The organism is Halostagnicola larsenii XH-48 (genome assembly GCF_000517625.1).
Classification (GTDB): domain Archaea; phylum Halobacteriota; class Halobacteria; order Halobacteriales; family Natrialbaceae; genus Halostagnicola; species Halostagnicola larsenii.
The window spans coordinates 1-25,820 of record NZ_CP007056.1; the positions used below are offsets into that span (position 1 = coordinate 1).

The 25,820-nt window shown below is 60.1% G+C and carries 21 protein-coding genes; 8 read left to right on the top strand and 13 right to left on the bottom strand.

Features of this window, described 5'->3' with window-relative positions:
- The first annotated feature begins 903 nt into the window (after nt 1-903).
- The 4 genes from HALLA_RS14075 (at nt 904) to HALLA_RS14090 (ending at nt 5,307) form a co-directional block, all read left to right on the top strand.
- Nucleotides 904-2,181, top strand: a complete 1,278-nt coding sequence (locus tag HALLA_RS14075) for an orc1/cdc6 family replication initiation protein (protein WP_049954143.1) — start codon at nt 904-906, stop codon at nt 2,179-2,181.
- A 443-nt stretch (nt 2,182-2,624) separates the two neighbouring features.
- Complete coding sequence (locus tag HALLA_RS14080; RefSeq protein WP_049954144.1) at nt 2,625-3,803, top strand: M24 family metallopeptidase; 1,179 nt, start codon at nt 2,625-2,627, stop codon at nt 3,801-3,803.
- Between the two features lie 324 nt (nt 3,804-4,127).
- On the top strand, nt 4,128-4,817 hold the full coding sequence (locus HALLA_RS14085; RefSeq protein ID WP_049954145.1) for a nucleotidyltransferase domain-containing protein: 690 nt from the start codon (nt 4,128-4,130) through the stop codon (nt 4,815-4,817).
- Entirely contained in the window at nt 4,810-5,307 is a 498-nt protein-coding gene (locus HALLA_RS14090; RefSeq protein WP_049954146.1) for a hypothetical protein, read from the top strand. The genes HALLA_RS14085 and HALLA_RS14090 overlap by 8 nt, the downstream gene beginning before the upstream one ends.
- A 598-nt stretch (nt 5,308-5,905) precedes the next feature.
- Here HALLA_RS14090 and HALLA_RS14095 read toward each other — a convergent pair.
- On the bottom strand, nt 5,906-6,862 hold the full coding sequence (locus HALLA_RS14095) for a D-2-hydroxyacid dehydrogenase (RefSeq protein WP_049954555.1): 957 nt from the start codon (nt 6,860-6,862) through the stop codon (nt 5,906-5,908).
- 129 nt (nt 6,863-6,991) lie between these two features.
- Here HALLA_RS14095 and HALLA_RS14100 point away from each other — a divergent pair, with 129 nt between their 5' ends.
- The gene (locus HALLA_RS14100; RefSeq protein ID WP_049954147.1) at nt 6,992-8,296 is read left to right on the top strand and encodes an amidohydrolase; all 1,305 of its coding nucleotides are present in this window, start codon (nt 6,992-6,994) and stop codon (nt 8,294-8,296) included.
- Nucleotides 8,293-9,522 carry a threonine ammonia-lyase gene (gene ilvA, locus HALLA_RS14105; protein WP_049954148.1) on the top strand — a complete coding sequence of 410 codons (1,230 nt, stop codon included), beginning with the start codon at nt 8,293-8,295 and terminating at the stop codon, nt 9,520-9,522. Before HALLA_RS14100 ends, ilvA begins: the two co-directional genes overlap by 4 nt.
- A 10-nt stretch (nt 9,523-9,532) precedes the next feature.
- Here the strand turns inward: ilvA and HALLA_RS14110 are convergent, their stop codons facing one another.
- The 3 genes from HALLA_RS14110 to HALLA_RS14120 form a co-directional block, all read right to left on the bottom strand.
- The gene (locus HALLA_RS14110; protein WP_049954149.1) at nt 9,533-9,907 is read right to left on the bottom strand and encodes a type II toxin-antitoxin system VapC family toxin; all 375 of its coding nucleotides are present in this window, start codon (nt 9,905-9,907) and stop codon (nt 9,533-9,535) included.
- A gap of 2 nt (nt 9,908-9,909) precedes the next feature.
- A complete protein-coding gene (locus tag HALLA_RS14115; RefSeq protein WP_049954150.1) occupies nt 9,910-10,161 on the bottom strand; it encodes an AbrB/MazE/SpoVT family DNA-binding domain-containing protein in 252 nt (83 codons plus the stop codon).
- A 474-nt stretch (nt 10,162-10,635) separates the two neighbouring features.
- Entirely contained in the window at nt 10,636-11,997 is a 1,362-nt protein-coding gene (locus HALLA_RS14120) for an aminotransferase class III-fold pyridoxal phosphate-dependent enzyme (protein WP_049954152.1), read from the bottom strand.
- 328 nt (nt 11,998-12,325) lie between these two features.
- Here HALLA_RS14120 and HALLA_RS20685 point away from each other — a divergent pair, with 328 nt between their 5' ends.
- Nucleotides 12,326-13,120: a hypothetical protein gene (locus HALLA_RS20685; RefSeq protein WP_157231397.1), complete on the top strand. Its 795-nt coding sequence runs from the start codon at nt 12,326-12,328 to the stop codon at nt 13,118-13,120.
- A 279-nt stretch (nt 13,121-13,399) separates the two neighbouring features.
- Here the strand turns inward: HALLA_RS20685 and HALLA_RS14125 are convergent, their stop codons facing one another.
- The 5 genes from HALLA_RS14125 to HALLA_RS14145 all read right to left on the bottom strand — a co-directional run bounded on the left by HALLA_RS14125 (nt 13,400) and on the right by HALLA_RS14145 (nt 19,607).
- Nucleotides 13,400-15,046 (bottom strand): BCCT family transporter, encoded by a 1,647-nt coding sequence (locus HALLA_RS14125; protein WP_049954153.1) that lies wholly within the window; start codon nt 15,044-15,046, stop codon nt 13,400-13,402.
- A gap of 393 nt (nt 15,047-15,439) precedes the next feature.
- The gene (locus HALLA_RS14130) at nt 15,440-16,087 is read right to left on the bottom strand and encodes a hypothetical protein (RefSeq protein WP_049954556.1); all 648 of its coding nucleotides are present in this window, start codon (nt 16,085-16,087) and stop codon (nt 15,440-15,442) included.
- A gap of 222 nt (nt 16,088-16,309) precedes the next feature.
- The gene (locus tag HALLA_RS14135) at nt 16,310-17,704 is read right to left on the bottom strand and encodes an amidohydrolase (RefSeq protein ID WP_049954154.1); all 1,395 of its coding nucleotides are present in this window, start codon (nt 17,702-17,704) and stop codon (nt 16,310-16,312) included.
- Between the two features lie 136 nt (nt 17,705-17,840).
- Nucleotides 17,841-18,230, bottom strand: a complete 390-nt coding sequence (locus HALLA_RS14140) for a Rid family detoxifying hydrolase (protein ID WP_049954155.1) — start codon at nt 18,228-18,230, stop codon at nt 17,841-17,843.
- Nucleotides 18,231-18,236: 6 nt separating this feature from the next.
- Nucleotides 18,237-19,607, bottom strand: a complete 1,371-nt coding sequence (locus tag HALLA_RS14145; protein ID WP_049954156.1) for an aspartate aminotransferase family protein — start codon at nt 19,605-19,607, stop codon at nt 18,237-18,239.
- 266 nt (nt 19,608-19,873) lie between these two features.
- Here HALLA_RS14145 and arcD point away from each other — a divergent pair, with 266 nt between their 5' ends.
- Nucleotides 19,874-21,310, top strand: a complete 1,437-nt coding sequence (gene arcD / locus HALLA_RS14150) for an arginine/ornithine antiporter ArcD (protein WP_049954157.1) — start codon at nt 19,874-19,876, stop codon at nt 21,308-21,310.
- A gap of 388 nt (nt 21,311-21,698) precedes the next feature.
- Here arcD and HALLA_RS14155 read toward each other — a convergent pair whose 3' ends face one another.
- The 4 genes from HALLA_RS14155 to HALLA_RS14170 form a co-directional block, all read right to left on the bottom strand.
- Nucleotides 21,699-22,061 carry a Zn-ribbon domain-containing OB-fold protein gene (locus HALLA_RS14155; RefSeq protein ID WP_049954158.1) on the bottom strand — a complete coding sequence of 121 codons (363 nt, stop codon included), beginning with the start codon at nt 22,059-22,061 and terminating at the stop codon, nt 21,699-21,701.
- Nucleotides 22,058-23,197, bottom strand: a complete 1,140-nt coding sequence (locus HALLA_RS14160) for a thiolase family protein (RefSeq protein ID WP_049954159.1) — start codon at nt 23,195-23,197, stop codon at nt 22,058-22,060. The genes HALLA_RS14155 and HALLA_RS14160 overlap by 4 nt, the downstream gene beginning before the upstream one ends.
- A 6-nt stretch (nt 23,198-23,203) precedes the next feature.
- Complete coding sequence (locus HALLA_RS14165; protein WP_049954160.1) at nt 23,204-24,409, bottom strand: CaiB/BaiF CoA transferase family protein; 1,206 nt, start codon at nt 24,407-24,409, stop codon at nt 23,204-23,206.
- Nucleotides 24,410-24,550: 141 nt separating this feature from the next.
- Entirely contained in the window at nt 24,551-25,762 is a 1,212-nt protein-coding gene (locus HALLA_RS14170) for a molybdopterin molybdotransferase MoeA (RefSeq protein ID WP_084569043.1), read from the bottom strand.
- Nucleotides 25,763-25,820: the final 58 nt, after the last annotated feature.

A 25,820-nucleotide genomic window follows, 5' to 3' on the forward strand; every position in this document is an offset into this window, starting at 1 on the left:
AACTGGACCATAACAGCGGACAAAGTGGTGTCAATCCCGCACATATAACAGCGGACAGGGTGGTGTTCAAACGCCGAGCACAACAGTATATCACGTAGAGACTACAGCATATCACGAATAGATGTGAGTTCGAGAAAACCTGGCCTCGAGTAATCGGTATTTTGATCGATCGATATTCTCGGATGAGTGAAATCATGAGTGACTAGACTTCCAAGGGGAAGAAAATTCAGATGGGGAGTTTGGCTAGTACCACACCACCCCGTCCGCTGTTCTACGTGCTGAAGAATCCAACTGACAAGAACAGCGGACATAGTGGTGTGTGATGTTCAGGAATCGCGCTTGAATTTAAATCGGGGAATTAGTCACTGAGAGGAGTTCTCGAGCAGGAGATCCGAACCCATTGGATACACGAGACACCCTTGTTCGGTTCGTTGCCGATAGTACAGAATTATGTGATGACATCGGCGTACAAGAGGTTACGAAGTAATTTGGAAGATTTGTTCACGAAGCAGATGACTGGATGAGGTAGTTCGGAATTCAGTGGGACACACCCACCCCACTTTGTCCGCTGTTCTTCACAAATGATGGGTGGGGGAAACTGAGCGATAGGGATCGAGATTCGATCGTCGATATATTATCCCGCCGCTCAATTTGATATTCCTCTCCTCCTTGTTGTATTATTCTATGAAGACCTAGTACGGACTAGCTTGTTGCATAAGATTATAAAACTTCCCCTATACAGAATACTCCGCAACCCACCCCATCCCACACTAGTACCCTATTACAGCGGACATCATGGAGGGGGTGTGTCCCGCCGATTAGTATATAAAAACAACAACAGCGGACACTCCGGACACGGTGGTTTTATAAACTGTCGTGATAACAGTTATCCCAAGAAAACGAATGGGCTTGTTCGAACGCGATACGGAAATCTACAAAAATCGCGACGCACTACGCGAAGATTATCAACCCGAGGAACTTGTGGGCCGTGACGAAGAAATCCAGATGTACCAGGCATCGCTCCAGCCGGTCATCAACGGGGAACAACCCAACAACGTCTTTCTCTATGGGAAAACTGGGGTCGGAAAAACGGCGGCGACGCGATATCTCCTCTCTCATCTCGAGGAAGACGCAAGCCAGTACGACGACATCGATCTTCATCTAACCTTTCTCAACTGCGACGGTCTCACATCCTCCTACCAAATCGCGACTCGTCTGGTCAACGAACTTCGCGAAGAGACGAACCAGATCAGCACGACCGGGTATCCTCGAGCAACCGTCTACGAAATGTTGTGGGACGATCTCGACGCGCTCGGGGGAACGAATTTGATCGTTCTCGACGAAGTCGATCACGTCGAAGACGATTCGATCCTCTATCAGCTCCCACGGGCGCGTGCGAACAACAACCTCTCCGAAGCGAAGATCGGTATTATTGGGATCTCGAACGACTTTTCGTTCCGGGACGATCTATCGCCGAAGGTCAAAAGTTCGCTCTGTGAACAGGAGATCCACTTCCCGGCGTACGATGCGGGGGATCTACAGAAGATCCTCGAGCAGCGGGCACAGGTTGCGTTCCACGACGGCGTCATCGACGATGCGGTTATTCCGCTGTGTGCTGCCTACGGAGCGAAAGACGCCGGCGATGCCCGTCAGTCGATCGATCTGTTGATGAAAGCGGGCGATCTGGCTCGCGAGGAAGAAGTTACCCAGGAACAACCGGATGAGATCGTCATCACCGAAGCACACGTCGAAGCGGGTCGCCACGATCTCGAGCGCGGTCGCATCGAGGAGGGCATCAATGGGTTGACCCAGCACGGCCATCTCGTCTTGTATTCGTTGTTGACCCTGCATCTCCAGGATGAAACCCCGATCCGGTCTCGAGATGTCCGGCCACGATACACCAACTTCGCCCAGCGAGCCGGACGCGATCCGCTCGTTCCGCGCCGAATGCGCGACCATCTCTCGGAGCTCGCGATGCTCGGTCTCGTTTCCGTGACGGAGCGAAACGAGGGACGCCGGGGCGGAACGTATCGAGAGTACACCCTCGATATGGACATCGAACTGATCCTCTCGGCGCTGGATGACGTCCTCGAGGATGTCGGTATCCACGATTCTGTCAAGCGGTATCTGTCGGATGGCGAGTCTCCGGAAGGTGACACCTCGTTGTTGGAATTTCAGTAGGCCGCCAACTCGTTCGAAATTACCTCGGCTGGGTGGCCCGTTCGAGACGACTATCTTCGCAGCACAACACCAGTGTGTCCGGAGTAATTCTCGAGTAGCGGCGGTTCTCTCGAGGGGTATACCTAACTGTTCCGATCTGAACACGTTCTCGACGAAGCGGACCGCGAGTGGGCGATCGACCGCACTAACAGCGGACATAGTGGTGTCGAAAACTCCATACCTGTGGGGAATTTATTCGATGGTGACGGGTTGATTTCGATCGGCTGACCTCGTTTTAGTGGACGCCGAGCAATGACTTTCGAGAACGTCTCACTGTTCGACTGTTGCCGACCCCGTTACCGAAAGCCGATTCAAGCCACATATTATACACACTATTTGTTATCGACATACACGAAAACTTTTTAGTTCTGCTGGTGGACCCTCTCACTAGAGTCCCTGTTATCATGTCTCGTGATGTTTTCGACGAATCCGAATACGAACGACGAGTGAAACAAACGAAAGAACGGCTACGCGAGGAACGTCTCGATGCAATCGTCGTCTCCGACCCGGCCAACATGAACTATCTGACCGGCTACGACGGCTGGTCGTTTTACGTCCATCAGGCCGTCATCGTCACGCCCGAGAACGACGAACCCGTCTGGGTCGGCCGCGAGATGGACGCCAACGGGGCGCGAGCGACGGCCTGGCTTTCCGAACCGAACATTCGATCCTACAGCGACGATCACGTCCACTCGCCGTACGACTTGCACCCGATGGATTACGTCGCGAAAGTCCTCGAGGACCTCGATGTCGAAGACGGCCGCATCGGCCTCGAGATGGACGCCGCGTACTTCACCGCGAAATCCTATACGCGCCTCCAGCAGAACCTTCCGGCGGCCGATTTCGAGGACCGAACGTTACTGGTCAACTGGGTTCGGGTCAAAAAGTCCGAACGGGAACTCGAGTACATGCGCGAGGCCGCTCGGATTTCGGAACTGGCGATGCGGGCCGGCCTCGAGACGATCGAGGAGGGAGTCCCCGAGTACGAAGCTGCCGCCGCGATATACGAGGCGCTGATCACCGGAACCGACGCGTTCGGCGGCGATTACCCGTCGATCGTTCCGTTGATGCCGGCTGGCGATCACACCGGAACGCCGCACCTGACGTGGACCGATCGGTCGTTCGAACGGGGCGATCCCGTTATCATCGAGCTCTCTGGCTGTCGGCACCGGTATCACTCACCGCTGGCGCGGACGACGTTCGTCGGCGAGCCGCCGGAAGCGATCGCACACACTGCGGAAGTCGTCGTCGAAGGGCTCGAGGCCGCACTCGACGCCGCAGAACCCGGTGTCACCTGCGAGTCCGTCGAACGGGTCTGGCGAGAGACGATCGCCAAACACGACATGGAGAAGGAAGACCGAATCGGCTACTCGATGGGGCTCGGCTATCCGCCGGACTGGGGCGAACACACGGCGAGCATCCGCCCCGGAGACGAAACCGTTCTCGAGGAGGACATGACCTTTCACATGATCCCCGGCATCTGGCTGGACGACTACGGCGTCGAGATCAGCGAAACGTTTCACGTCACCAGCGACGGAGCGGAGACGCTTGCGGAGTTCCCGCGAAAACTGTTCACGACGTAGGTAGCTCGAGTTCCGACATAATCTCTGCAAACGGTGCACAACTGCTCGAAACTGCTCGTGAGCGGACGGAGTGGGAGAGTCACATCACGACGGCGAGCATGCGACGTACTTCTATGATGAGACAATCCACCAAAGCTTCTGCAAGGACTGTGGCCTGGTAATCAACGAACAACGCATCGATCACGGACAGCACATGTCGTCTCCGGATCAACATCGAGTCGGACACGCTGCAGCCGACAGAATTCTAATTGAATCACTCGCGTAGCATAGCGCCTGCTGCATATCGCCGCCATTTCTTTATACCTCGTTGCACAAAATCAGATAGTGTCTGAAACAACGAAACAGGATATAACAGTCCGTATCGATGCGTATCTCGACGCGGACACCGACGTGTTTCGTATCGGTGCCGCGGACGACATCCTCCGACTGCTAGTCGACGCCCACGACACGGAGTTTACGATCCCTGAACTCGTCGACGCCACGGGTGTCACCCGCTCGACTGTCTGGCGAGCCGTCGACCTCCTCGACAGCATCGGTGCCGTACAAATTCGAGAGACACCACAACGAAACTATATCGCGATCAACCCGGACCGACTCCAGAAAGACGACCCGATCCTCGCTATTCCACAGTCGGAATTTCACGCGCCGATTCGAGCATTCGTTGACCGCGTGCACGCAACGATCACCGATGCCGACGACATCACCGAACTACTCGGTATCGTCGTCTTCGGGAGCGTCGCTCGTGGCGAGGCTGACCGTCAGAGCGACATCGATTGCTTCGTTGTCGTCGATGGCGACCGGACGACGGCCCGCCGTCGGATTACCGATGTCGGTGCTGATCTCCAGTCCGAACGCTTCGACGGTGACCGGTTTGTGTTCGAGCCGTATATCGAATCCGCAGAGAGCGCACGCAGAGCCGGCTCAAAACTCCGCGAAATCTTCGCGGAGGGAGTTACGGTGTCCGGGAGCGACCAACTTGACTCGCTTCGAAAGGAGGTCGTCGCCGATGAGTAGTACGCGAATCGAGCAACTCATCAACAACGTACAAGCAGCGTTCGACCGCTGCCCGGCAGAGATCGAAGCCGGACTCGATGTCGACGCCGCCGCTCTCCTCCAGTTGCGGAAGGCCTGTCGCTTACTCGCCGGTGCAGAGGCACTCCGGGATGCCAACTACTACCCGCTCGTGATCGAAGCGTCGTTTGTTGCTATCGAACGAACCGTGGAATTCCGGCTCCTTGAGCGTGGGACGATGAAACCAGATGATCTTCCCGGCACGCATCCTGGGGTGTACCGAGAGGCGGCAGCAGTCGGCGTCTTCGGGGAATCGACGGCCGCGAACCTCGCAGATCTCTGGCGCGACCACCGAGCAAAGACGTACTATCAGGATGGACTCGCCTCAGCAGCGCGTGCCGAAGCGATGTACGAACTCGCCACCGAGATTCACACATACGTTACTGGCCGGTCTCGACAGGAGCACGAGTGTATTTGCGGTGCGATGGCGTAGCGAATTCTTGACATCCTCCTGCGCCTGAAGGCACAGGAATCCTGAGCGTTGGAGGTTTCAGGTTTACAACCTCACCGAGCATCCGAAGGTGAGAATCCGTGGGGATGCTCATGGTCTTTGGCGGTGGGACTGCTGGGAGTGCCAAGCTCCCGGTACTCCTATCCTCCATCGGCTTCGGACCCCCAGTGTTGTTTTTGCCACGGGGAGTCCGGCAGACTTCAACGGACTTGGAGTTACTTTGAGTCGTGCGCACAGCAGTCAACTCCGCAATCGATTCAGAGAAGAATCGGGCGGTCATCGACTGGTTCCGATTATTGCTTGGTTGCTTGGGGCGGGCAGACCGCCATCGTAGGACTAGGCGGAATCGCTCCGTTCCCAGCCTGATTCCTACTTCCACGGTATAATTCCCTGACACTTAAAAACGCGGACTGAGATCTCGAGCGATTTGTTGTACGTGGATTGATTCTGTGTTGTCGGATTCATCCTGCGGCTTTTGCCGCAGGTATTCTCCTCGAATCTGTATAACTGCCAAACTTGACTTCGCATCTTACGAGTGCATTCTCTGCCGATCAAGCGAAAGATCTCTTTCCGGTCGGAATCAAGACACAACGTTTTCCAGTTCCCCATCAGACTCGAGCGCGTCGATGTTGTGCGCGACGATCGCCGCCAGTCGATCCCAGTGTTTTGGCGTGTGACCGCCGGTATGGGGTGTGATGAGGCAGTTCTCGAGATCCCAGAGCGGGTGATCGGCCGGGAGCGGTTCGGGGTCGGTAACGTCGAGTGCGGCCCCCCGAATTTTGTTCGACTGCAGCGCGGAGACGAGCGCGTCGGTGTCGACGATGGGCCCTCGAGCCGCGTTGACGACGACGGCATTCGGCGGAAGCGTCGCTAATTCCGCCTCGCCGACGAGTCCCCGGGTCAGGTCGGTTAACGGACAGGCGAGGACGACGTACTCGCTGCGCGCGAAGGCGTCGTGAATCGCGTTTTCGTCGAAGCCGACGACTTCGTCGGTCGGGCCGCCCTTTGCGGGCGTGTATCGGACGCCGACGGTGTCCACGTCGAACCCCTCGAGTCGCCTGACGATTTCCTGGCCGATCGAGCCGAGGCCGACGATCGCGACGGTGCTGCCGGCTAACTCCTGGGATTGGAAGTGACGCCATTCGTGGTTCCTCTTTCGTCGCCAGCCCTCGTGGAGGTTCCGCGCGAAGACGAGCACGTTTCCGATCGTCTGTTCGGCGATTCCTGGGGCGTGAATGCCGCCCGCGTTCGTCACGGCGACGCCGTGTTCGGCGAGGGTCTCGACGGGAACGTGCTCGGTGCCGGCGAACGTGCACGCGAAGAGTTCGAGGTTGTCGGCCCGAGCGACGAGTTCTTCGTCGATCGTGATTCCGGTCGCGATCCGCGCCTGCTCTATGAGGTCTCGTTCTTCTCGAGGCGTCCGCGCGTGTTCGATAGCGAGTGATGGTAACTGCTCGCGCAGCGTTTCGGCGTACGATTCCATGGACAGTCCTTCCGTCCCTTCTCGAAGGACGACGACGTCGGGGTTCGTGCTCATAACGATATCCGTCGCACCGGTGTGATGCGCCTGCATCAGGATTCTCACGGACGTTCTTATCCTTTATGTGTATTCGACATCAACGACAATTGTGTATAATTAAGGGATTGGGGCGCGTCAGCTAGTCGCATGAACGAACCGATTCAGGATCGACTCGTTTCGGTGCGTCGGAGTTTCCACCGCCACCCGGAACCGGCGTGGCGAGAGTTCGTCACTACTGCTCGACTCGTCGACGAACTCCAGCGGATCGGCGTCGACGAACTGGCCGTCGGTCCGGACGCCTACGATCCGGACGATCGAATGGCCGTTCCCGACGACGAAGAACTCGAGCCCTGGCTCGATCGGGCTCGCGAACGCGGCACAGATGAGGCGCTGCTCGATCGGATGGCGGGCGGAAACACCGGTGCGGTCGCCGTCCTCGACCGCGGCGACGGGCCGATGATCGGTCTGCGCGTCGATATCGACGGCCTGTTTATCGAGGAGGCGACCAGCGACGAGCACGCGCCGGCCGCGGCCGGCTTTCGCTCGGAGATCGAGGGAACGATGCACGCCTGCGGTCACGACGTCCACATGACCTGGGGACTGGCGGTTCTCGAGGCGATCGCGGACAGCGATTTCGCGGGTCGGCTGGTCGTCTTCTTCCAGCCCGCAGAGGAAGTCGGCGGCGGCGGCTGCCCGATGGCGGAGAGTCGTTTCGTCGACGATCTGGACTACCTGCTTGCGATCCACGTGGGCCTCGACCACCCGTCGGGGGAGGTCGTCGCCGGAATCGAAAAACCGCTCGCGATGTGCCACGTCGACGTCACGATCGAGGGAACGTCCGCTCACGCGGGGAAGGCACCGGAGGAGGGTGACAACGCGATGCAGGCGACGGGAACCGCGATCGAGAACACCTACGGAATCCCGCGTCACAGCGGCGGTATGACCCGAGTGAACATCGGCCGCGCGGAGGTGGGAACCGCGAGCAACGTCATCGCCGATCGGGCCCACCTCGAGGCCGAAGCGCGGGGCGAAACGACGGAACTGATGGAGTACGCGAAAACGAAACTCGAGCGGGTAATGCGATCGGCCGCAACGATGCACGGCTGTCGGGCCGACGTGAACGTGGTCAGCGAGTCGCCGCGGGCGGATAGCGACCCGGAACTCGTCGATCTGATCGTCGATGCGGTCAGCGATGCGAGCGGAACCGAGACGCTCGTGCCGACGGCGGATTTCGGTGCGAGCGAGGACGCGACCTTCCTGATGGAGCGCGTGCAGGAAAACGGCGGGCTCGCATCGTACCTGATCGTTGGAACCGACCACCCTACGAGCCACCACACCCCGACGTTCGATGTCGACGAGTCGAGCCTCGATCACGGCCTATCGGTCCTGCTCGAAACGATTCGCGAACTCGAGCACCGACACCCGCTCGCACGCCCGGAGGACGAGCCGTGAGCACGACTCCGGTCACACTTGAGGACGTCGAGGCGGCCGGCGAGCGCATCGCTGACGTCGTTCACCGGACGCCGCTCGATAGATCCCGAACGTTCGCCGATATGAGCGGTGCCACGTCGGTCGGGCTCAAACTCGAGAACGTCCAGCGTACGGGTTCGTTCAAGATTCGCGGCGCGTACAACAGGATGGCCCAGCTTTCGGCGGCCGAACGCGCCGTAGGAGTTATCTCCTCGAGCGCTGGCAACCACGCGCAGGGAGTAGCACTCGCCGGAGAATTGCTCGATATCGACACCACCATCGTCGTTCCGGACGTGACGCCCGCCGCGAAAATCGAGGCCACGCGAGGCTACGGCGCGGACGTCGTCGTCGAGGGTGAGATCTACGAACGATCCTACGAGTACGCCCTCGAACGGGCCGACGAGACGGGCGAAACGTTCGTCCACCCTTTCGACGACGAGGCGATCATCGCGGGTCAGGGAACGGTCGGTCTCGAGTTGCGAGAGCAGTACCCCGAGCTCGACACGGTCCTCGTCGCAATCGGCGGCGGCGGCCTCATCTCCGGCATCGGAACCGTGATGAAGGCCGTCGATCCGGATATTCGCGTCGTCGGCGTTCAACCCGAGGGGGCGCTTCACGCGAAGCCCTCGCTCGAGAACGATCGAATCCGCGAACTAGAGACCGTCGACACCGTGGCCGAAGGGATCGCAGACACGCGGATGTTAGAGACGACATTCGCGGCCGCTCGAGAAGTGGTCGACGACGTGGTCGGGGTTACCGACACCGAACTGGCCGTCGCCGTGACGCTTCTGGCCGAACGGGCCAAGACCGTCGCCGAGAGCGCCGGTGGCGCACCGCTGGCGGCCGCGCTCTCGGATTCGATCGATCTCGAAGGCGAGCACGTTGGCCTCGTGATCTCCGGCGGCAACGTCAATCTCACTGAACACGCGGAACTGACTCGAACGGGTTTGGGTGAACTCGGCCGGTACGTCGAAGCCAGACTGGCCGTCGACGGCTGGCCGACGGCCCTCGGCGATGTCCTCGAGACGGTCGAAGATCACGGAGCCGAACTCGACGTTCTCGAGCGCGCTCGACGCCGCGGCGTCGATCAGCCCAACCGCGTTCCGGTGACGATCGGACTCGAGGGGAGCGGCCCCGAGCACCTGAGTGCAGTCCTCGATACCCTCTCGGAACTCGACGACGTGTCGGTACTCGAATACCCGCAGTAGCTCTCGTTTCTCACTCCGGCTCTTCTATCGCGATTCGATCCGCTGTCACACCGTCGAACGATTGATCGGACGAAATGAGTGGGTCCTCGTCCGCGTAGGCAACGTGGTAGGCGTCGAATGCGGTAAGTCCGTCCTGCTCCATATAGTCCGCCGCCTGGAACAGCACGTCTTCGTTTTCGGGGACCGAAGCAATCTCGAGTGCGTAGGTGAGTGCTTTCATCCGATCGAATTCAAACCGATTCGAAATCATAAGGAGTTCGAGCAACGTCGCTCGTGAGGTGTAGATGTTCCCCTCGTTTTCGAGTGCGATTTCGGCTGCGCGAGGCTGGAGCCAGTCGTCGTCTTTCACGAGTGCGATAAAGAAGTCCGTGTCGGCGTAGATCATTCTTACTCGCTCACTTCGTCGACGGCGTCTTCTCGAGCAGCCTCGCGCGATTCCCGTTTTATCTCCTCGATCGATTTTTCGTCGAAGGCGTCACCGACAGCATTTCGGAGCCCTTCGATCGGGTCATCGGTGAGCGGGATCAGTTCGACCCGGTCGTCGAGTTCGACGACACGATATCGGTCACCGTGTTTCTCTCGGATCTTTTGCGGGATGACGATTCGTCCACGATCGTCGGCCTCCGCTGTTTTGCTCATGGTAGTCTCACCTACTGTGGGAACAGTAAAAATCCTTCCCACGAATATTAATACATTCCCCAGCTATACTGGTCTGGAACGTTCATACGGTGCTCTCGAGCAGTACCTCTCGAGAATTCTACGCGAATGTGTCGAGGACACCGCTGAGCGCTCTCGAATCGTGAAAAGCCCGTGGGATGCCCGGGGGATGCCTATGGGACGAGGGGGTGGAGATGAAGGCTGAGTGGGGATGGGGTGTGTGGAGGGCGCATGTCGCCCACGGGTAGTTTTCGATTGGCCCCATGGAAGTATAGACTCTGCCGCCGATCCCCACTGAGTGGGAATGCGACTATGAGGCTATTTACGGCACGTTTTAGCGTAACTGCCAGAACCCGATGAGTATTTGTGGGGTTTTCGAAGCGGATTCGGAGACGCTGCCCGTCTTGTAGGTACGTCGCGTTCCGATCCCCGTCTTCTACTTTGATACACCGATTTTCAGGCCGCTCTCGGGCTCGTTCCGACGGAATCGATCGCCTCGAGAAAGCGCCCGACGCCGAGTTCGATCTCTCGCTCGCTCGAGTCAAGCGGCGGGAGGAGCCGGATCGTCTTCTCGCCACAACCGAGGGTCAACAAACCGTGCTCGAGGCTCGCCTTCACGACCGCGTTCCGCCGGTCGGCCGTGTCGAATTCGACGGCGAGCATCAACCCTTTACCGCGTACGTCCTCGACGGCGTCCGGCGCGTCGTCGCGGAGCAGTTCTTTCGCCTGCCTGCCGCGGCGGGTGGCGTTCGCGAGCAGGTCGTACTCCTCGATGGCCTCGAGGGTAAACGCGCCGATCATCGAACCGAGAAGGTCGCCGCCGCCGAACGTCGAGCCGAGTCGATTCTTTTCGGCGGGGAACACGTCCGACCGCGAGATGGTCGCGCCGACCCGGAGCGCTTTGGCGCTGGCGATGACGTCGGGTTCGATGGGATAGTGATCCGACGCCCAGATCTCGCCCGTGCGTCCGATTCCGGACTGGATCTCGTCGACGACGAGGGGGATGTCGTAGGTCTTGGTCACGTCCGCGACCTCCTGCATGAACGTCTCGCTCGGGAAGCGGTAGCCGCCGACGCCCTGAATCGGCTCGAGCGCAAGAAAGGCGATTTCGTCGGGATCGATGTGGCCGCCTTCGGGCGCGAGCATCGATCGGAGCTGCGATCCGCCGCCCGCGAAGAACCCGCAGTCGCAGCTCTCGGCGTCACAGCCCCGATCGTCGCAGAACGGCACCGTCTCGATCCCGCTGATTTCGGGGTAGTGACGCGTGTAGACCTCCTTTGATTTCGTCAGCGATAACGTTCCGAGCGTGCGGCCGTGGAAGCTCCCCGAAAACGCGACGCCGTACTTCGACGGCGCGCGGTAGTCGTTCGTGATCTTCATCGCGTTCTCCATGGCCTCCGCGCCCGAATTCGAGAGGAAGACTGTGTCCATTCCATATTGACTCGAGACCTCGACGAGTTTCTCCATCAGGTGACTCGAGCCGGGAACGTCCGATTCGTCGGGGGTCGGCCCCGCACCGAAGTACATGTCCTGGCCGGCGATCTTCATCGGTTCGACGAGGTCGAACTCCCGAAGCTTCCCGAGAATATTCTCGTTGTTGTATCCGAGCGGTGCAGCGCCGATGTGACACGTAAAATCCAGAAGAACGTTGCCGTCGACATCCGTGACGAACGGGCCGTCGGCTTCGCGGGTGATGTCCCAGACGAACTCGTGTGAGTACTCACTCGGTGCCGCGTTGGCCCCGTGGAACTCGACCCACTCGCGAGCATTGGGGCCAGGGAAGACATCCACGTCCGGTTTGGCAGTGTCCCTATCCATACACAGATAATGTGTACGTCATACATTAAATCTTGGTATAAGGTGCAGGGGAGATCTGCCATCGCGACTCCCGAACCAATCGGAAATCGACGCAGAGCGAATCGATTTGAGTCGCGAAAACTGGGTCGTAACCATCGTTCAATCGTTGTCGGTTTCGATGGGCCTGCTGGGACCGGGTGGCGGTCTAAGTCGGGCGACGGTCTTTCGATTTGAACCGCCAATCGTCTCCCTTTTGTTGAAAAACTCACTGGCATTTACTATATCTAACCTCAATTTAATATATTAAGTATAGGAAGATTTATATTCAGCACTAAAATATAGTTCTAATATGGTGGATAAGAAGAAAGACCTAATCAGTCGACGAAACGTATTGCGGAAAGGTGTCTTTGCCTCGGCCACTTTAACAAGTATAGGAGCGATCACAAATTCGGCTTCAGCTACAGATTGGAGGCCTCCTGAGGGAGGAGGGTTTCAAGTAATTAATACCACAAGTGAAGGAGACTATACGTCACATACGATGGATAAGGCCGAAGGAGTTGAAGCTGAACTATCAATCGGCTCATCGGTAACCGCATCTCCTTATACAAATCCTCCTGGACCTGTATTTGTGAATTGGCTTGCTCACGTTAATGATGGAGGAGGATCAAAAGCAACCAAGAAAATTAGTAATCTTGAGGTTGAAGTCACTATTAGCGATTCCAGCAGTATAAACGACCAGTGGCGATTCCTGGATCCGTATGCTTCATTGCAGAATGCACCCGAGGAAGACGGTTATGTAGATTCCTTTGGTGTCAGTGCTGGATATATGGGTCTTGGCATTGGCATCTCGTTTTCAGCAGGAGGCGATCAGACATCGGTAGATAGGCAGGAAAAGAAAATATCATATAACTTTGGGGATCGGGTCGTATCTGCAGGAGGTTATGAAAACGATTCAAATACCGGTTGGCTCCAATTTAATGTAAATAATCCAGTCTATTCAAATATTGACTACCCTGTATGTGCGCTCAAGGTGACGGTAACTGGTGATTTCATATACGATAGTGGTTGTCCAGGGCCCTATTGTCAATCAGAGAAAAATACCTTGCTTTGCACCGAAAAGATTGCTATCGATTTCTCTAATTAGCATCTAGATGTCTAATCTAGTCCAAATACTTAATCATATGTGTGTCGTCCAAGGAACCTGTCTACGTCCAGTTCAGCAGCACCTGTCTTTATAAAATCCATTTTTGTTCCCTGGGAACAGGTTCTACAGTATTCCATTCATACATAGTTTCTATGCATTTGTATCTCGTACATCAAGTGACATTATTGGTCAGCGGAGAGTGCGGCGCGAACCGCGAGTGAACTGCCCGCAAAAACCTGAATAGCATGACGACCAGCGCGGCTGAGGGCCGAAAGTGGTTCAGTCGTCGTCCGATTCGACGGCGCCGCCGGGACCGGACGGCGATTCCGTATCCGGCTTTCTGCCCGAGCCGATGAGGACGGTTTCGTCCTGCAGCAACACCCGACCGTGGCTCGAGGCGAAGTCCTTGATCAGCGAGAGCATCGCGAGGAAACAGACGAACGCGAACGGGGCGCCGGTGATGATGACCGCGTTCTGGAGCGCAGTCGTTCCGCCCTCGCCGCCGATGATCATGAGGATCGCCGCGGTCATACCGAGGACGACCCCCCAGAAGACCCGATTGATGGTCGAGGGGCTCGCTTTCCCGCCGGTCGTCATCATCGAGACGGCGAGCGTCGAGGAGTCTGCCGACGTGATGAAGAACGTCGTCACGAGAATCATGAAGGCGATCATGAACACCGTTCCGAGCGGGAAGGCGTCGAAGAGGATGAAGCCCGAAATCTCCGGGGCAATAGGAGGTTCGATTACACTCGAGAAGTTGGCCGTTCCGTTGTGGTGGTATCGCAGCGCGGTACCGCCGACGAAGGTGAACCACGGGATGGTCGCGGCCGAGGTCGCGCCGATTCCGGTGAAGGCGACTTCGCGGACCGTTCGACCCTTGGAAATGCGGGCGATGAACAGGCCGGCGAACGGCGACCACGAGAGCGCCCACGCCCAGTAGAAGACCGTCCAGTCGTTCATCCACTGCGTGCCGCCATCGGTGCCGGCTCCCGTGTAGAGGCTCATGGACGTGAAGTCGGCGATCATTCCGCCGATCGCCTGCGAACCGAGCAGGAGCAAGAACAGCGTCGGACCGAGGATGAACGTCGCCAGCATGAGTGCGACGAACAGTATCATGTTGAAGTTCGAGAGCCGGCGGATCCCCCGATCGACGCCGAGGACCATCGAGATGGTAAACAGCAGCGTCATCGTCGTCACGACGAGGAGGATGCCGACGTCCCCGAGGTTAATCCCCCACTGGTAGTTGAGACCGGCGATGAACTGGCTCCCGATGAAGCCGAGCGACGTCGCCACGCCGCCGATCGTCGCGAACACGGCGAGAATGTCGACCACCTTCGCGGCCGGTCCGTCGAGGTTCTCCTTGCCGAGAATCGGCGTCAGCGCCGAGGAGACCCGAAGCGGGACACTCTCGTAGTTGTACGCGAAGTAGGCGATCGCGAGTCCCATGATCGTGAACACGGCCAGTTGGGGCAGCGCCCAGTGGAACAGCGTCTGCTGGACCGCGATAGGTACCGCCTCGCTCGTGCCACCCTCGACGCCGAACAACGGTGATGGATTGTCGTAGTAAAACAACGCCTCGGTAGGTCCCCAGAACACGACGCCCGCTGCGAACCCGGCGGAGTACAACATTGCGAAAAACGACAGAAAACTATACTCCGGATCCTCGTCTCCCATCTTGATCTTGCCCCACGGCCCGACGATCAAGAACAGGAGAAAGAGAACGATCAGGAACACGATCACCAACAGCGCCCAGTTCAGGTACTCGACTACTAGGCCGTAGACGAGATTGATCGTATCCGTGACTGCAGTCTGATCAATGAAAAACGCCGCGATCACGCCGACGGTCAACAGCGCCCCGAACGTGAACACAACCAGGTCGATCTCCTCGAGGAACGTGCCGACGGCCCCCTTTTCGTCGCTGCTCACGACCGCTCACCCCCTTCACCCGACCGATGGCTCGCCGTTGCGATGCACCGACCTCGGTTGCCATCTACCATGCTGTGCAATGGCATACCGTAGTGGATGCGAGTATCCAGTATAAGTATTTCCTTTTTGTAACCGACATACACAGATTATGTTTATTAGAAATCGTCAAGCGACGGCGGACCGACAGCAACTAGGAACGCCAATCTGTGGATAAATAACCCTATCTACAAATCATTTGCTAGGATCATCGGAGAAAGAAACGAATCGGACCACGATGTGGCTCACTCGCTCGAATTAACCGACATTTATCATCCTGATGCCGCATTCAATACCGACCGGTCGGTCGGAGGACTGCAATTCGATCCGCGAAAACGGCACTCGAGTCGGAACCGGTCAATTCGTCAGTTCCTCGAGTTTCTGTTCGCGCGTCTCGGCGCTCTCGTTGACCTGCTGGGTGTACTCGTCGACGCGGTCTTTGATCTCTTCGCGGGTCTCGTCGGGCGAGAAGTCGTCTGACATCGTCAACAGCCGGACGAACGCGCGGAGCTCCTCGTCGGTGAGCTGGGCGAACTCCTCGTCCTCGAGTTTTTCGACGACGTCGTCGACGTCGATCTGGCCCACCGGATCGACGTTGAACTCGACGTTGACCATCCGGTAGTTCGATCCGGCGAGACGCTGTTCTGCCTTGCCGACTCCCTCCGAGAGCATGTCCTTGAACGGGGTGTGATAGCCCATCGTCCCGAGGTGCAAGAACGCGAGCATATCCGTGATTCCCTGGGTGTAGGCGTCCCGTTCGTCGTCGTCGGGGTCGAAGACGGTGTTCCGGTCGCGCTCTTCTAAGTATTCGAAGAGGATACTGAAATCGAGCACCGCGTTTCGGACCCGCCGACGGATGCGGTTTCGTTTCTGTTTTTTCGAGTGATCCGTGTAATCCGTTTTCCGCCCGAGCAAGAAGTCGCGATCCGACGGTGTGAGGATCCCACGGGGGCGATCCGCGTCCGCCGCTGTTCGAAGCGACTCCGGCATCTCCTCCTGACTCACGTCCTGACTCATACACTGAACACGGATAGCCCGCGAATTAATGCTTCTGATCCGTTATATGTGATACAGGATCAACACTTCCGTCGTACGTGGACATCTGTAAAAGTAGTCGAAAACGGCCACTGCTTCCAGGAAATCCGTCGTTGTAGTGACTCTCCGTGCTCGAGAATCGAACAGCGTCGCAAAACGCGCCGTTACACCCTCGAGTTAGTTGACGGGACCCTACGTGCGATCGCCGTACCGTTCCGAACATGCCAGTACCGCCTCGGACAGCACTGAGACGCCGATCTCGAGGCTATCCTCGTCGATGTCGAACGTGGGCGTCTGGTGGTTCGTGGGCGAGTCCGTCCCGACGAGGACGTAGGAGGCGAGCCCGCCGTTTTCGCTGACCCGTTCCATCAGGTAGGTTGCGTCCTCGCTCGCGCCGAACTCGTCGGTCGGCACGACCGAATCGACGCCGTCGACGCCCCTCGCGACCTCGCTGACGAGGTCTCGAAGCGCCGGATCGCTGTCGACGCTCGGCGACTCGCTGATGACTCGCGGCGTCACGTCGCAGTCGTGCATCTCCGCGGCGGCGTACAGCACTCGCTCGAGTTCGGTTCTCGTGTACTCCATCAGCGCCGTCGTTTCGCCGCGAATCTCGCCCTCAAGGGTGATCTCTTCGGCGATGACGTTGCTCGCGGTGCCGCCTTCGATGCGACCGAAGTTGATCCGCGTCATCCCGTCGCTGTGGCGCGGAATCGCGTAGGCGTTCTGGACGGCGCTCGCGACGGCCTGCATCGCATTCGCCCCCGCGTTCGGGGCCGTACCCGCGTGGGCGCTCGCCCCCTCGAAGGTCACGGTCAGGTGCGACATCGCCAGTGGCTTTTCCATTCCGGCAACGACCGTGCCGGTCGGGTTGTCGAGGCCGACGTGGACGGCGAGCAGATACTCCACGTCGTCGAGGTACCCGCCTCGAGCCATCGCCCGGCCGCCGCCGGAAATCTCCTCCGCGGGTTGGAAGAAGACCTTGAACGTGCCCGTAAAGTCGCTTTCTTTCACCGCCTCGAGGGTCCCGAGTCCCATCGCGATGTGTGCGTCGTGACCGCAGGCGTGCATGTAGCCGTCGTGTTCCGATCGAAACCCCTCCGCAGCCGGTCTGTGACTGGCTTCGTCCGACTCCCGTAACGAGAGGGCGTCCATATCGACTCGCAATCCGACACACGGCCCCGGTCGCCGTTCGCTGTCCTGCTCGCTCACGAAGTCTGTACCGTCGGCGCTCTCGTCGCGGTCGTACTCCTCGCCCAGTTGCTCGACGCTGCCCTCCGGCGTGTCGGGCTCTTGCTCGATAACTGCGACCACGCCCGTATGGCCGTCTTTCGTCCGCTCGAGGATATCCTCCCGAACCCCCGCTACACGCGCTCGCTCGAGCCAAGGGCGGATGGTTTCCCCGTCGGGAACGGCCATCCGGGCGTCCGAGGCGAGCGCCTCTTGACCGACGGCGATCTCGTCCACCCCGATTCGCTCGAGTTCCGCGACGATCCCAGCGGTCGTCCGGAACTCACACCAGCCCGGCTCCGGGTAGCGATGAAACGACCGTCGGAGCCCGATCAGGGTTGTCCGCCCTTCGTGAACCATCTCGGCTACGCGTACGAATCGGGGATACTTAATCGTGGTCGATTATCGCATACGGTAGTATCGCGATCGGTGTAGGGACCGATCCATCGGGCCGCCGGTCCATCGACGTTTGGAGTCGACGATCCGCCGTTGATCGCTAGCCGAGCGACGCGATCGCGTCCAGTTCGACGCGTACGTCCTCGGGAAGCCGGGAGACTTCGACGCAGACTCGAGCCGGCGGCGTGTCGCCGAACCGAGCACCGTACGCGTCGTTGACTCGTTCGTAATCTTCGAGATCGGTGAGATAGACGGTCACCTTGACGAGATCCTCGAGGCCGTTGCCGCCGGCCTCGTCGACGACGGCGGCGATGTTATCGAGGACCTGACCCGTCTGTGTGCCGACATCCCCGTCGACGACTTCGTCCGTCTTCGGATCGACCGGCCCGTAGCCGGAGACGTAGAGCGTGTCGCCGTCGCGAACGCCCTGAGAGTACGGATTGTCGTTGTTCGGGGCCTCGTCGGTCTCGACGGGTTCGGTATCCGCCATCGCGGATCACTCCGCTCCGGTCGCGTGCTCGATAGCGTCCACGACGATGTCGAGCGCCGTTTCGGCCAGTTCGTGGGTGAGCACGAGCGGCGGGAGAAATCGAAGCACGTTGCCGTGTCGACCGGCCGTCCAGACGAGGACGCCGCGTTCGAAACAGTACTGCTGGATCGCGTCGACCGCGTCGCCGTCAGGGTCGCCCGACTCGTCGACGAACTCCGCGCCGATGAACAGGCCGCGACCGCGGATATCCGCGAGACGATCGGTACCGTCGGCGGCCTCGCGGAGTCGGTCCCGAACGTATTCGCCGAGTTCGCGGGCGTGTGCGAGCAGGTCGCGTTCCTGAATGTACTCGATCGCTCGCGTTCCGGCCCGCATACCGACGACGTGGCCGCGGTAGGTGCCCGCGTGGTCGCCCGGACCCCACGTGTCGAGGTCTTCGTGGTAGATCGTCGCCGAAAGCGGAAAGCCGGCCCCGCCCAGGGCCTTCGCAGAGGTCATCGCGTCCGGCGTGACGCCCTCCCAGTCGCAGGCCCACCACTCCCCGGTTCGACCGAGTCCGCTCTGAATCTCGTCGAAGACGAGGACGATATCGTTGTCGTCCGCGATGTCGCGCAATCCCTGGAGGAACCCCTCTGGCGGTGTCACGATACCGCCCTCGCCCTGGATCGGTTCGACGACGATTCCGGCCGGGTTGGCCAGCCCGCCGTACGGATCTTCGACGATCGCTTGCACCTCTTCTAGGGCGTGGTCAACGGCCTCCTGCGAGTTCGTTTCCTGTCGGAACGGGTCCGGATACGGCGCGTGGACGACGTCGGAGAGCAACGGCGTGTAGTGTTCTTTGAAACTCGTATTCGAAGTGAGGCTCATCGCTCCCGTCGTCGCGCCGTGGTAGGCACCGCGGAAGGCGATGAGTCCGTCGCCGCCCGTGTTGTACTTCGCGAGCTTGATCGAGGCCTCGATGGCGTCACTGCCGGTCGGGCCGCCGAAGACGACCCGATTGTTCCCCCGCAATCCTGCTGGCGCGATTTCGTCGAGTTTTTCGATCAGCTCGAGGCGTGCCTCCGTCGGGAAATCGACCGTGTGGACGAACTTGTCGGCCTGCTCGTGGACGGCCTCGAGGACGTACGGATTCGAGTGGCCGACGTTGAGAACGCCGATTCCGGCGAATAAATCGATGTACGTGTTCCCGTCTGCGTCTCGAACCGTCGCACCCCGTCCCTCCTCGAACGCAATCGGAATGTCGTCGGGATAGGCGACGGCGCTGCTGTCTATTTTCCGTTGCTTTTCGAGCAGTCGCCTGGTCTCTGGCCCGGGAACGGAGCCGACGTTCGGTGCATCTTCGAAGTGAAGGTCTTCGATCGGCGGTCCAACCGTCATACGTTGTCACAGGCGAATCAATTATAAAAATCTGTCTACAAAAACCATATTGGTAGTACACAAATACTGATTCAACAGTCGATATTGGGGTGAACGATTCAACTAGGTTCTTGCTGAAACTCCGCCTGTAACGCCCGTAACGGCTCCTGTAGTGGTATCGTGATTCATTCTGAACGACCTGTGGTATTGTGCATCGCGGTACCGTGAAACATACGTTACAGTAATCAAACGCGCTATTTTTATTCCCCGAGGACATACGGCGGTCAATGACACTCGAGTTCACGCCGACGACCGTCGACGAACTGGATCCGGACCGGCGTCCGTCGGTTCGCCTCGCACTCGTTCCGGTTCTCGCCGTCGTCGTCTTTCTCGGGATCGGATCCGCGGTTCTCGGCCTCGATCCGCACGTTCCGCTCCTCTGGAGTATCGTCTTCGTCGGCGCGTTCGGACAGTACCTCGGCTATTCGTGGCCCGAGCTCTACGACGGTATCGCGAACGCTCTGCTGATGGGACTGCAGGCGCTGCTCATAATCTTCACCATCTACGCGCTCATCGCGACGTGGGTCGACGCGGGCACCATTCCGGCGATGATGTACTACGGGCTCGAGTTACTGTCTCCGACGGTGTTCCTCCCCGTAGCGGCCGTTCTCGCTGCCGTCGTCGCGTTTTCGATCGGCTCGTCGTGGACGACGGTCGGGACGCTCGGCGTCGCGTTCGTCGGTATCGGCGCGGGTCTCGGCGTTCCCGGTCCCATGACCGTCGGCGCGGTGATCTCGGGCGCATACGCCGGTGACAAACAATCGCCGCTCTCGGACACGACGAACCTCGCTGCCGGCGTGACGAACACACCCTTGTACGACCACATCTATCGCATGCGGACGGGAACCCTCATCGCGTTCGGGATCGCAATTATCGGGTTCGCGATCCTCGGTCTCCAGTCCAGCGGAGCCGTCCCGGCCGGTCAGGTCGAGACGATTCAGACCGCGCTCACCGGAACGTACGACGTTTCGCCGCTCGTGTTTCTTCCCCTCGTGAGTACCTTCGCCCTCGCCCTTCGAGGGTATCCAGCGCTTCCGACGCTCGTCCTCGGCGTCTTCGTCGGCGTCGGTACGTCCATACTGTTCCAGGGCAGCGGATTCGTCCCCGCGTGGGAAGTGTTCCTCACCGGGACGGCACCCGCGACCGGATCGGACCTCGTCGACGAACTCCTCCAGACCGGCGGTCTCACCGGATCTGCGTGGACGATCGCGGTCGTCGTCGCGGCGCTCGTCCTCGGCGGACTCCTCGAGAAGACCGGCGTCCTCGCGGTGCTTGCTCACCGACTCTCGCAGGGAGTGCGGAGTTCGGGAGCCCTGATCGCCGGGACCGGCATTTCCGCGATCCTCATCAACGCGCTCACCGCACAGCAGTACATGAGCATCGTGCTACCGGGAATGACGCTCCGAAACCTCTACGACAAGTTCGGACTCGAGAGCGATCAACTCTCGCGGGCCGTCGAGGCGGCGGGGACCCCCACCGGCGCGCTCATCCCGTGGCACGCGGGCGGGGTCTTCATGGCCAGCGCGACGGGCGTCCCGACGCTCGAGTACGCCCCCTACTACCTGTTCGGCCTGCTCTCCCCGCTGGTTCTGTTCATGATGGCCCTGTCCGGCGTCGGCGTTCCGTCGACCCGGCGGACTGAGAGCATCCAGACGGCGGATTGAACTGCGCCGTCTCGACGGAGAGAAATTAGAAACCAGACACGATTTGGTTCTAATTCGAAAGTTGTTACGTTTGGCGGCGAGCGAGTCGGTTGGACTCATTCCCTCCGATATTATCGGTAACGGCCTACGTGGCTGGGATATTGTCCAAAAGCGTCGATATAAGACCTCGTACCTCGAGATTAAATCAGTAAAATGATATTCCGTCGAAAACCGTTTTAAAACCCGGTAGTCGTCCGCGAACGAGGAAAATTCCGTTTCACGGAGATTCGTCGCCTTCTCGCAGCGGTAGCTGAAATATCTCCTTTCAAAGTAGTATCCGAAATTGATAGTGAGCCGATAGCGTCCGATCCGAAGCGACTGTTCTCGCAGACGCGCGATGAGTTATTCGCTACTCAAGCTGCAGACTCGGACCGGCACTTGCCGAATCGCCGGCTCGAAGCGTGACGATGTCTCCGAATTCGACCGAATCCCCGCTCGAGACTGGGGGTCCACGCACCTGTGCGATGAGGCGAATTCCGCCGTCGAACTGGACCAACGCGAGCCGGTTCGGCGCTCGCACGCCCGGCGGCGTGGCGTGAACCGTCGTCGTCGCCATCACCCGCCCCGTCTCGAGCGGGTACGTCTCGAACGCTGTCGATCCGCAGTCCGTACAGCGAGCGCGGGTGTAATACCAGCGGTTCGAGCACGATTCACATTCGAACGCTCGATCGATGCCGTCGCTTCCTGCCATCGGGTTTTTGATTTCAGTCATGTGCTCTCTACGATCGTACAGATCGAATTGTTGCCGAAGCCGGCCACGTTGATCGCGAGTCCGGTCTCCGGATCCTCGAGCTGCCGGTCCGTTCCGGGCGCGTCGCCGCGTAGCTGCCAGACGAGTTCGATCACCTGCGAAATACCGGTCGCGCCGAGGGGGTGTCCGCGGGCCTTCAGCCCGCCGCCCGGATTGACCGGGAGCACCCCGTCGCGGTCCGTCTCTCCGGCCATGGTCGCCCGCCAGGCGTCGCCGCTGTCGTAGAAGCCCAACTCCTCGAGTTCGAGCAGCTCGAGGATCGTAAACGCGTCGTGGATGCACGCGACGTCGATGTCATCGTGTTCGACGCCGGCGCTCGTCATGGCGCGTTCGCCGGCTCGAGAAACGCTCTCGATCTCGAGCGGATCGGGCCGTTCGGCGACCGCGTGCGTTCCGGTCGCGCTCTCGATTCCGGACACCCGAACGTCGCCGTCGTCGGCCGACAGCACGACGGCGGCGGCCCCGTCGCTGGTCGGGCAGCAATCGTACAATCGAAGCGGCTCCGCGACGGGCGGGGACTCGAGGGCCTCGTCGACCGTGATCTCCTTTTGAAACTGCGCGTACGGATTCGCGGCCGCGTTCCGGTGGTTCTTGACCGCAACCGCTGCGAGTCCGGCACGATCGGCGTCGTAGCGCTCGAGGTAGGCGTCTGCCGCCAGCCCGGCGAACGAGGGAAGCGTGATCCCCTGCTGGTACTCGCGGTCGTGTACGAGGCTGCTGATAACGTCCGTCGAAACCTCCCTGTCGACTGCGGACATCGTCTCGACGCCGACGACGAGCGCCGTCCGCGCTCGACCGGCGCAGATCGCATCGACCCCGCGAAGGAGCGCGCTCGCGCCGCTGGCGCTGGTGTTTTCGATTCGGTCCGCCATCGCGCCCTCGATCCCAAGCGCGCCACAGAGGGCGTTCTCGATTCCCGTTCGCCGATCGAACGCTTCGGCGGCCATGTTTCCGACGTGCACCGATTCGACGCCGTCGGGTTCGATGTCGGCATCGTCTAGGGCGGTCCAGGCGACGCGTTCGGCGAGATCCAGTGTGCTCGAGCCGCTGGCGCTTTCGAAGGGAACCATGCCGACGCCGCTGATGAAGACGTCCATCGCGGGTTATTCCCCACCGAACGCGCCGCGTTCCTCGAGGTCGTCCAGTTCATCCTCGTCGTAGCCCAGCGCCGCGAAGACGCTGCGGTTGTGCTCGCCGAGTTGGGGCGGCGGCGACTCGAACCCGCTGCTCGAGCGGTCGTACTTGAGTGGGTGCTCGATGACGGGAATCTCGCCGCGGTCGGGGTCCTCGATGGACGTAACCGTCTCTCGGGCCTCGGTCTGTTCGTTGTAGAGTGCGTCTTCGGGCTCGAATACCGGCCCCGCGGGAATGCCGGCTTCCTCTACGAGGAGGACCATCCACTCGTCGGTGGTCAGTTCGCGGAACGTCTCCTCGAGTTCCGCCTCGAGTTCGCCCATGTGCTCGACGCGGTCGGCGTTCGTTTCGAACCGCTCGTCCTCGAGGAGATCCGGTCGCTCGAGGGCCGCACAGAGACCCTTCCAGAGCTTCTGGTTGAGACAGGCGACGTTGATGTGGCCGTCGGCGGTCTCGAAGGTCTGGTACGGCGCGAGGACGGGGTCTTTGGTCCCCATCCTCGAGGGCGATTCGCCGGCGAAGACCTTGCCGGCCTGTTTCGTCAGCCACGGCAACGTTGCGTCGAGCATACCGAGGTCGATGTACTCGCCCTCGCCGGTTCGCTCGCGACGATAGAGCGCGTTCGAGACGCCGAACGCGGCCCACATCGCGGTGATGAGGTCGGTCATCGGGAGGCCGACCTTCACGGGCTTGCCGTCGGCTTCGCCGGTGACGCTCATGATGCCGCTCATCCCCTGAATCAACAGGTCGTAACCGGGGCGCTCCCGCCAGGGGCCGGTCTGGCCGAACGCCGAAATCGCACAGTAGATGATGTCGTCGTTGTGCGCGCGGATCGCGTCCTCGTCGACGTCGAGCCGTTCTGCGGTTCCCGGTCGATAGTTCTGGATGAAAACGTCCGCTTCGCTCGCGAGTTCGTAGAGCGCTTCTCGGCCCGCGTCGCTTTTCAGATCGAGTTCGACGCTCTTCTTGCCGTAGTTGACCGACCAGAAGTACGGCGACTCGCCGTCGACGAACGGCGGTCCGGAGTGGCGGTTGTCGTCGCCGACTTCGGGCCGTTCGACCTTGATAACCTCCGCGCCCTGATTCGCGAGCATCAGCGAACAGAAGCCGCCGGTGACGAACGTCGTTAGATCGAGGACTCTCACGCCGTCTAAAATGCGATCGCTGCCAGTCATGTGATGTCATGACAATCGGATCGGGCCCGGCAAAAAGCTTCCTATCAGGTGTAACGCCGACTGGACCAACTCGTTCGGTGTGAAACGGGAGGCCCGTCGGGCCCCCAACCGCCCCGAGCGATCACCGATAACGGCCCTGCACTACTCGAGGGTCGACGTTTGAACCACCGACACCCGTTCGCCGGCCGCGATATCGCTCGTCGTCAGGACGAACCCGTCGGCCGTCGCCGCCCGCGTGCTCGAGGAGAGGACGCTCGGATCGAACGTGTCCTCGTAGACCGCGAGCGGGGAATCGACGTGGCCGAGCGGGGTCGCCGTTCTGCCTTCGAGGGTGACCGGAATCGCGTACTCGAAGCCCTCGGGGCCGAGCCCGACGTCGTGGGTAAACTCTCGCTCGAGGGTCGGTAGCGTCTCCTCGCCGGTGAAAAGCACTCGAGCGACGAGCACCGCGCTGACGTACGCGCCGATCGGCTTTCCGGGAATCGCGACGGCCAGTGCGTCGTGGTCTGGCAACCGAGCCACGGCGATGGGCTTGCCGGGGCGGATTCGGACGCGGTGAAATTCCACGCTTCCGTGACTCGAGAGCGCGTCGATGACGTAATCCTTCGCGCCGACGCTGGTTCCGCCCGTGGTCACGACGATATCGTGTTCGCGAGCGAGTTCCGAAATCCGCTGCTCGACGCTGTCTCCCTCGTCGGGGACCGATTCCTCGTATACGGGGTCGTGGCCCCACGAACGCAGTAGATTACAGAGCATCGGCGAGTCGAGGTCGGTGTGTTTCCCCTCGTGAATCTCGGTCCCGGTCGCGAGCACGCCGACGGAAAACGGCTCGAAACCCTCGAGGGTTTCGTAGCCGATGTCGCGGAGCAAGACCGCATCCAGCGCCGAGAGCCGGTCGCCGCGCTCGTAGAGCCGGTCGCCCGCTACGAGGTTCGACCCGCGTTCATAGACGTACGTTCCCGCCGGGAGCGACGGCGCGTCGAACGTTCCGTTCTCGACGACGACGTCTTCTTGCTTAACCACCGTGTCCGCCCGTTCGGGAAGCGGTGCGCCCGTCGCGATCTCGATCGCCTTTCCCCGCTCGATCGATGGCCGATCCGACTCGGGGAAGCTCGATTTCGAGACCACTTCGAGCGGGCCCTCGTCGTCCGACGCGTAGGCGTAGCCGTCCATCGTCGCCCGGTCGTCGGCGGGTCGATCGGCGGGCGCGCTGATCGGTTCGGCGAGGTGGCACCCGGCGAGGTCATCGACCGAGCGGGATCTCGTTGCACGCTCCTCGAGGAACGCTTCCCGGACGGCGAGCGTGCGGTCGACGGCCTCGCGTCTCCAGAGTAGATCGTCGTGGTCGTCCATGGCGGTTATCGTGGTCGAACCGAAAAAAGGGTAGCGACGAACGGACCACAGCAACACA

Excerpts from the sequence above, each read along its gene's own strand:
- HALLA_RS14075 (WP_049954143.1), top strand. The coding sequence starts at position 904 with ATGGGCTTGTTCGAACGCGATACGGAAATCTACAAAAATCGCGACGCA.
- HALLA_RS14080 (WP_049954144.1), top strand. The coding sequence starts at position 2,625 with ATGTCTCGTGATGTTTTCGACGAATCCGAATACGAACGACGAGTGAAA.
- HALLA_RS14090 (WP_049954146.1), top strand. The coding sequence starts at position 4,810 with ATGAGTAGTACGCGAATCGAGCAACTCATCAACAACGTACAAGCAGCG.
- HALLA_RS14095 (WP_049954555.1), bottom strand. The coding sequence starts at position 6,862 with ATGAGCACGAACCCCGACGTCGTCGTCCTTCGAGAAGGGACGGAAGGA.
- HALLA_RS14100 (WP_049954147.1), top strand. The coding sequence starts at position 6,992 with ATGAACGAACCGATTCAGGATCGACTCGTTTCGGTGCGTCGGAGTTTC.
- HALLA_RS14110 (WP_049954149.1), bottom strand. The coding sequence starts at position 9,907 with ATGATCTACGCCGACACGGACTTCTTTATCGCACTCGTGAAAGACGAC.
- HALLA_RS14115 (WP_049954150.1), bottom strand. The coding sequence starts at position 10,161 with ATGAGCAAAACAGCGGAGGCCGACGATCGTGGACGAATCGTCATCCCG.
- HALLA_RS14120 (WP_049954152.1), bottom strand. The coding sequence starts at position 11,997 with ATGGATAGGGACACTGCCAAACCGGACGTGGATGTCTTCCCTGGCCCC.
- HALLA_RS20685 (WP_157231397.1), top strand. The coding sequence starts at position 12,326 with ATGGTGGATAAGAAGAAAGACCTAATCAGTCGACGAAACGTATTGCGG.
- HALLA_RS14135 (WP_049954154.1), bottom strand. The coding sequence starts at position 17,704 with ATGGTTCACGAAGGGCGGACAACCCTGATCGGGCTCCGACGGTCGTTT.
- HALLA_RS14140 (WP_049954155.1), bottom strand. The coding sequence starts at position 18,230 with ATGGCGGATACCGAACCCGTCGAGACCGACGAGGCCCCGAACAACGAC.
- HALLA_RS14145 (WP_049954156.1), bottom strand. The coding sequence starts at position 19,607 with ATGACGGTTGGACCGCCGATCGAAGACCTTCACTTCGAAGATGCACCG.
- arcD (WP_049954157.1), top strand. The coding sequence starts at position 19,874 with ATGACACTCGAGTTCACGCCGACGACCGTCGACGAACTGGATCCGGAC.
- HALLA_RS14155 (WP_049954158.1), bottom strand. The coding sequence starts at position 22,061 with ATGACTGAAATCAAAAACCCGATGGCAGGAAGCGACGGCATCGATCGA.
- HALLA_RS14160 (WP_049954159.1), bottom strand. The coding sequence starts at position 23,197 with ATGGACGTCTTCATCAGCGGCGTCGGCATGGTTCCCTTCGAAAGCGCC.
- HALLA_RS14165 (WP_049954160.1), bottom strand. The coding sequence starts at position 24,409 with ATGACTGGCAGCGATCGCATTTTAGACGGCGTGAGAGTCCTCGATCTA.
- HALLA_RS14170 (WP_084569043.1), bottom strand. The coding sequence starts at position 25,762 with ATGGACGACCACGACGATCTACTCTGGAGACGCGAGGCCGTCGACCGC.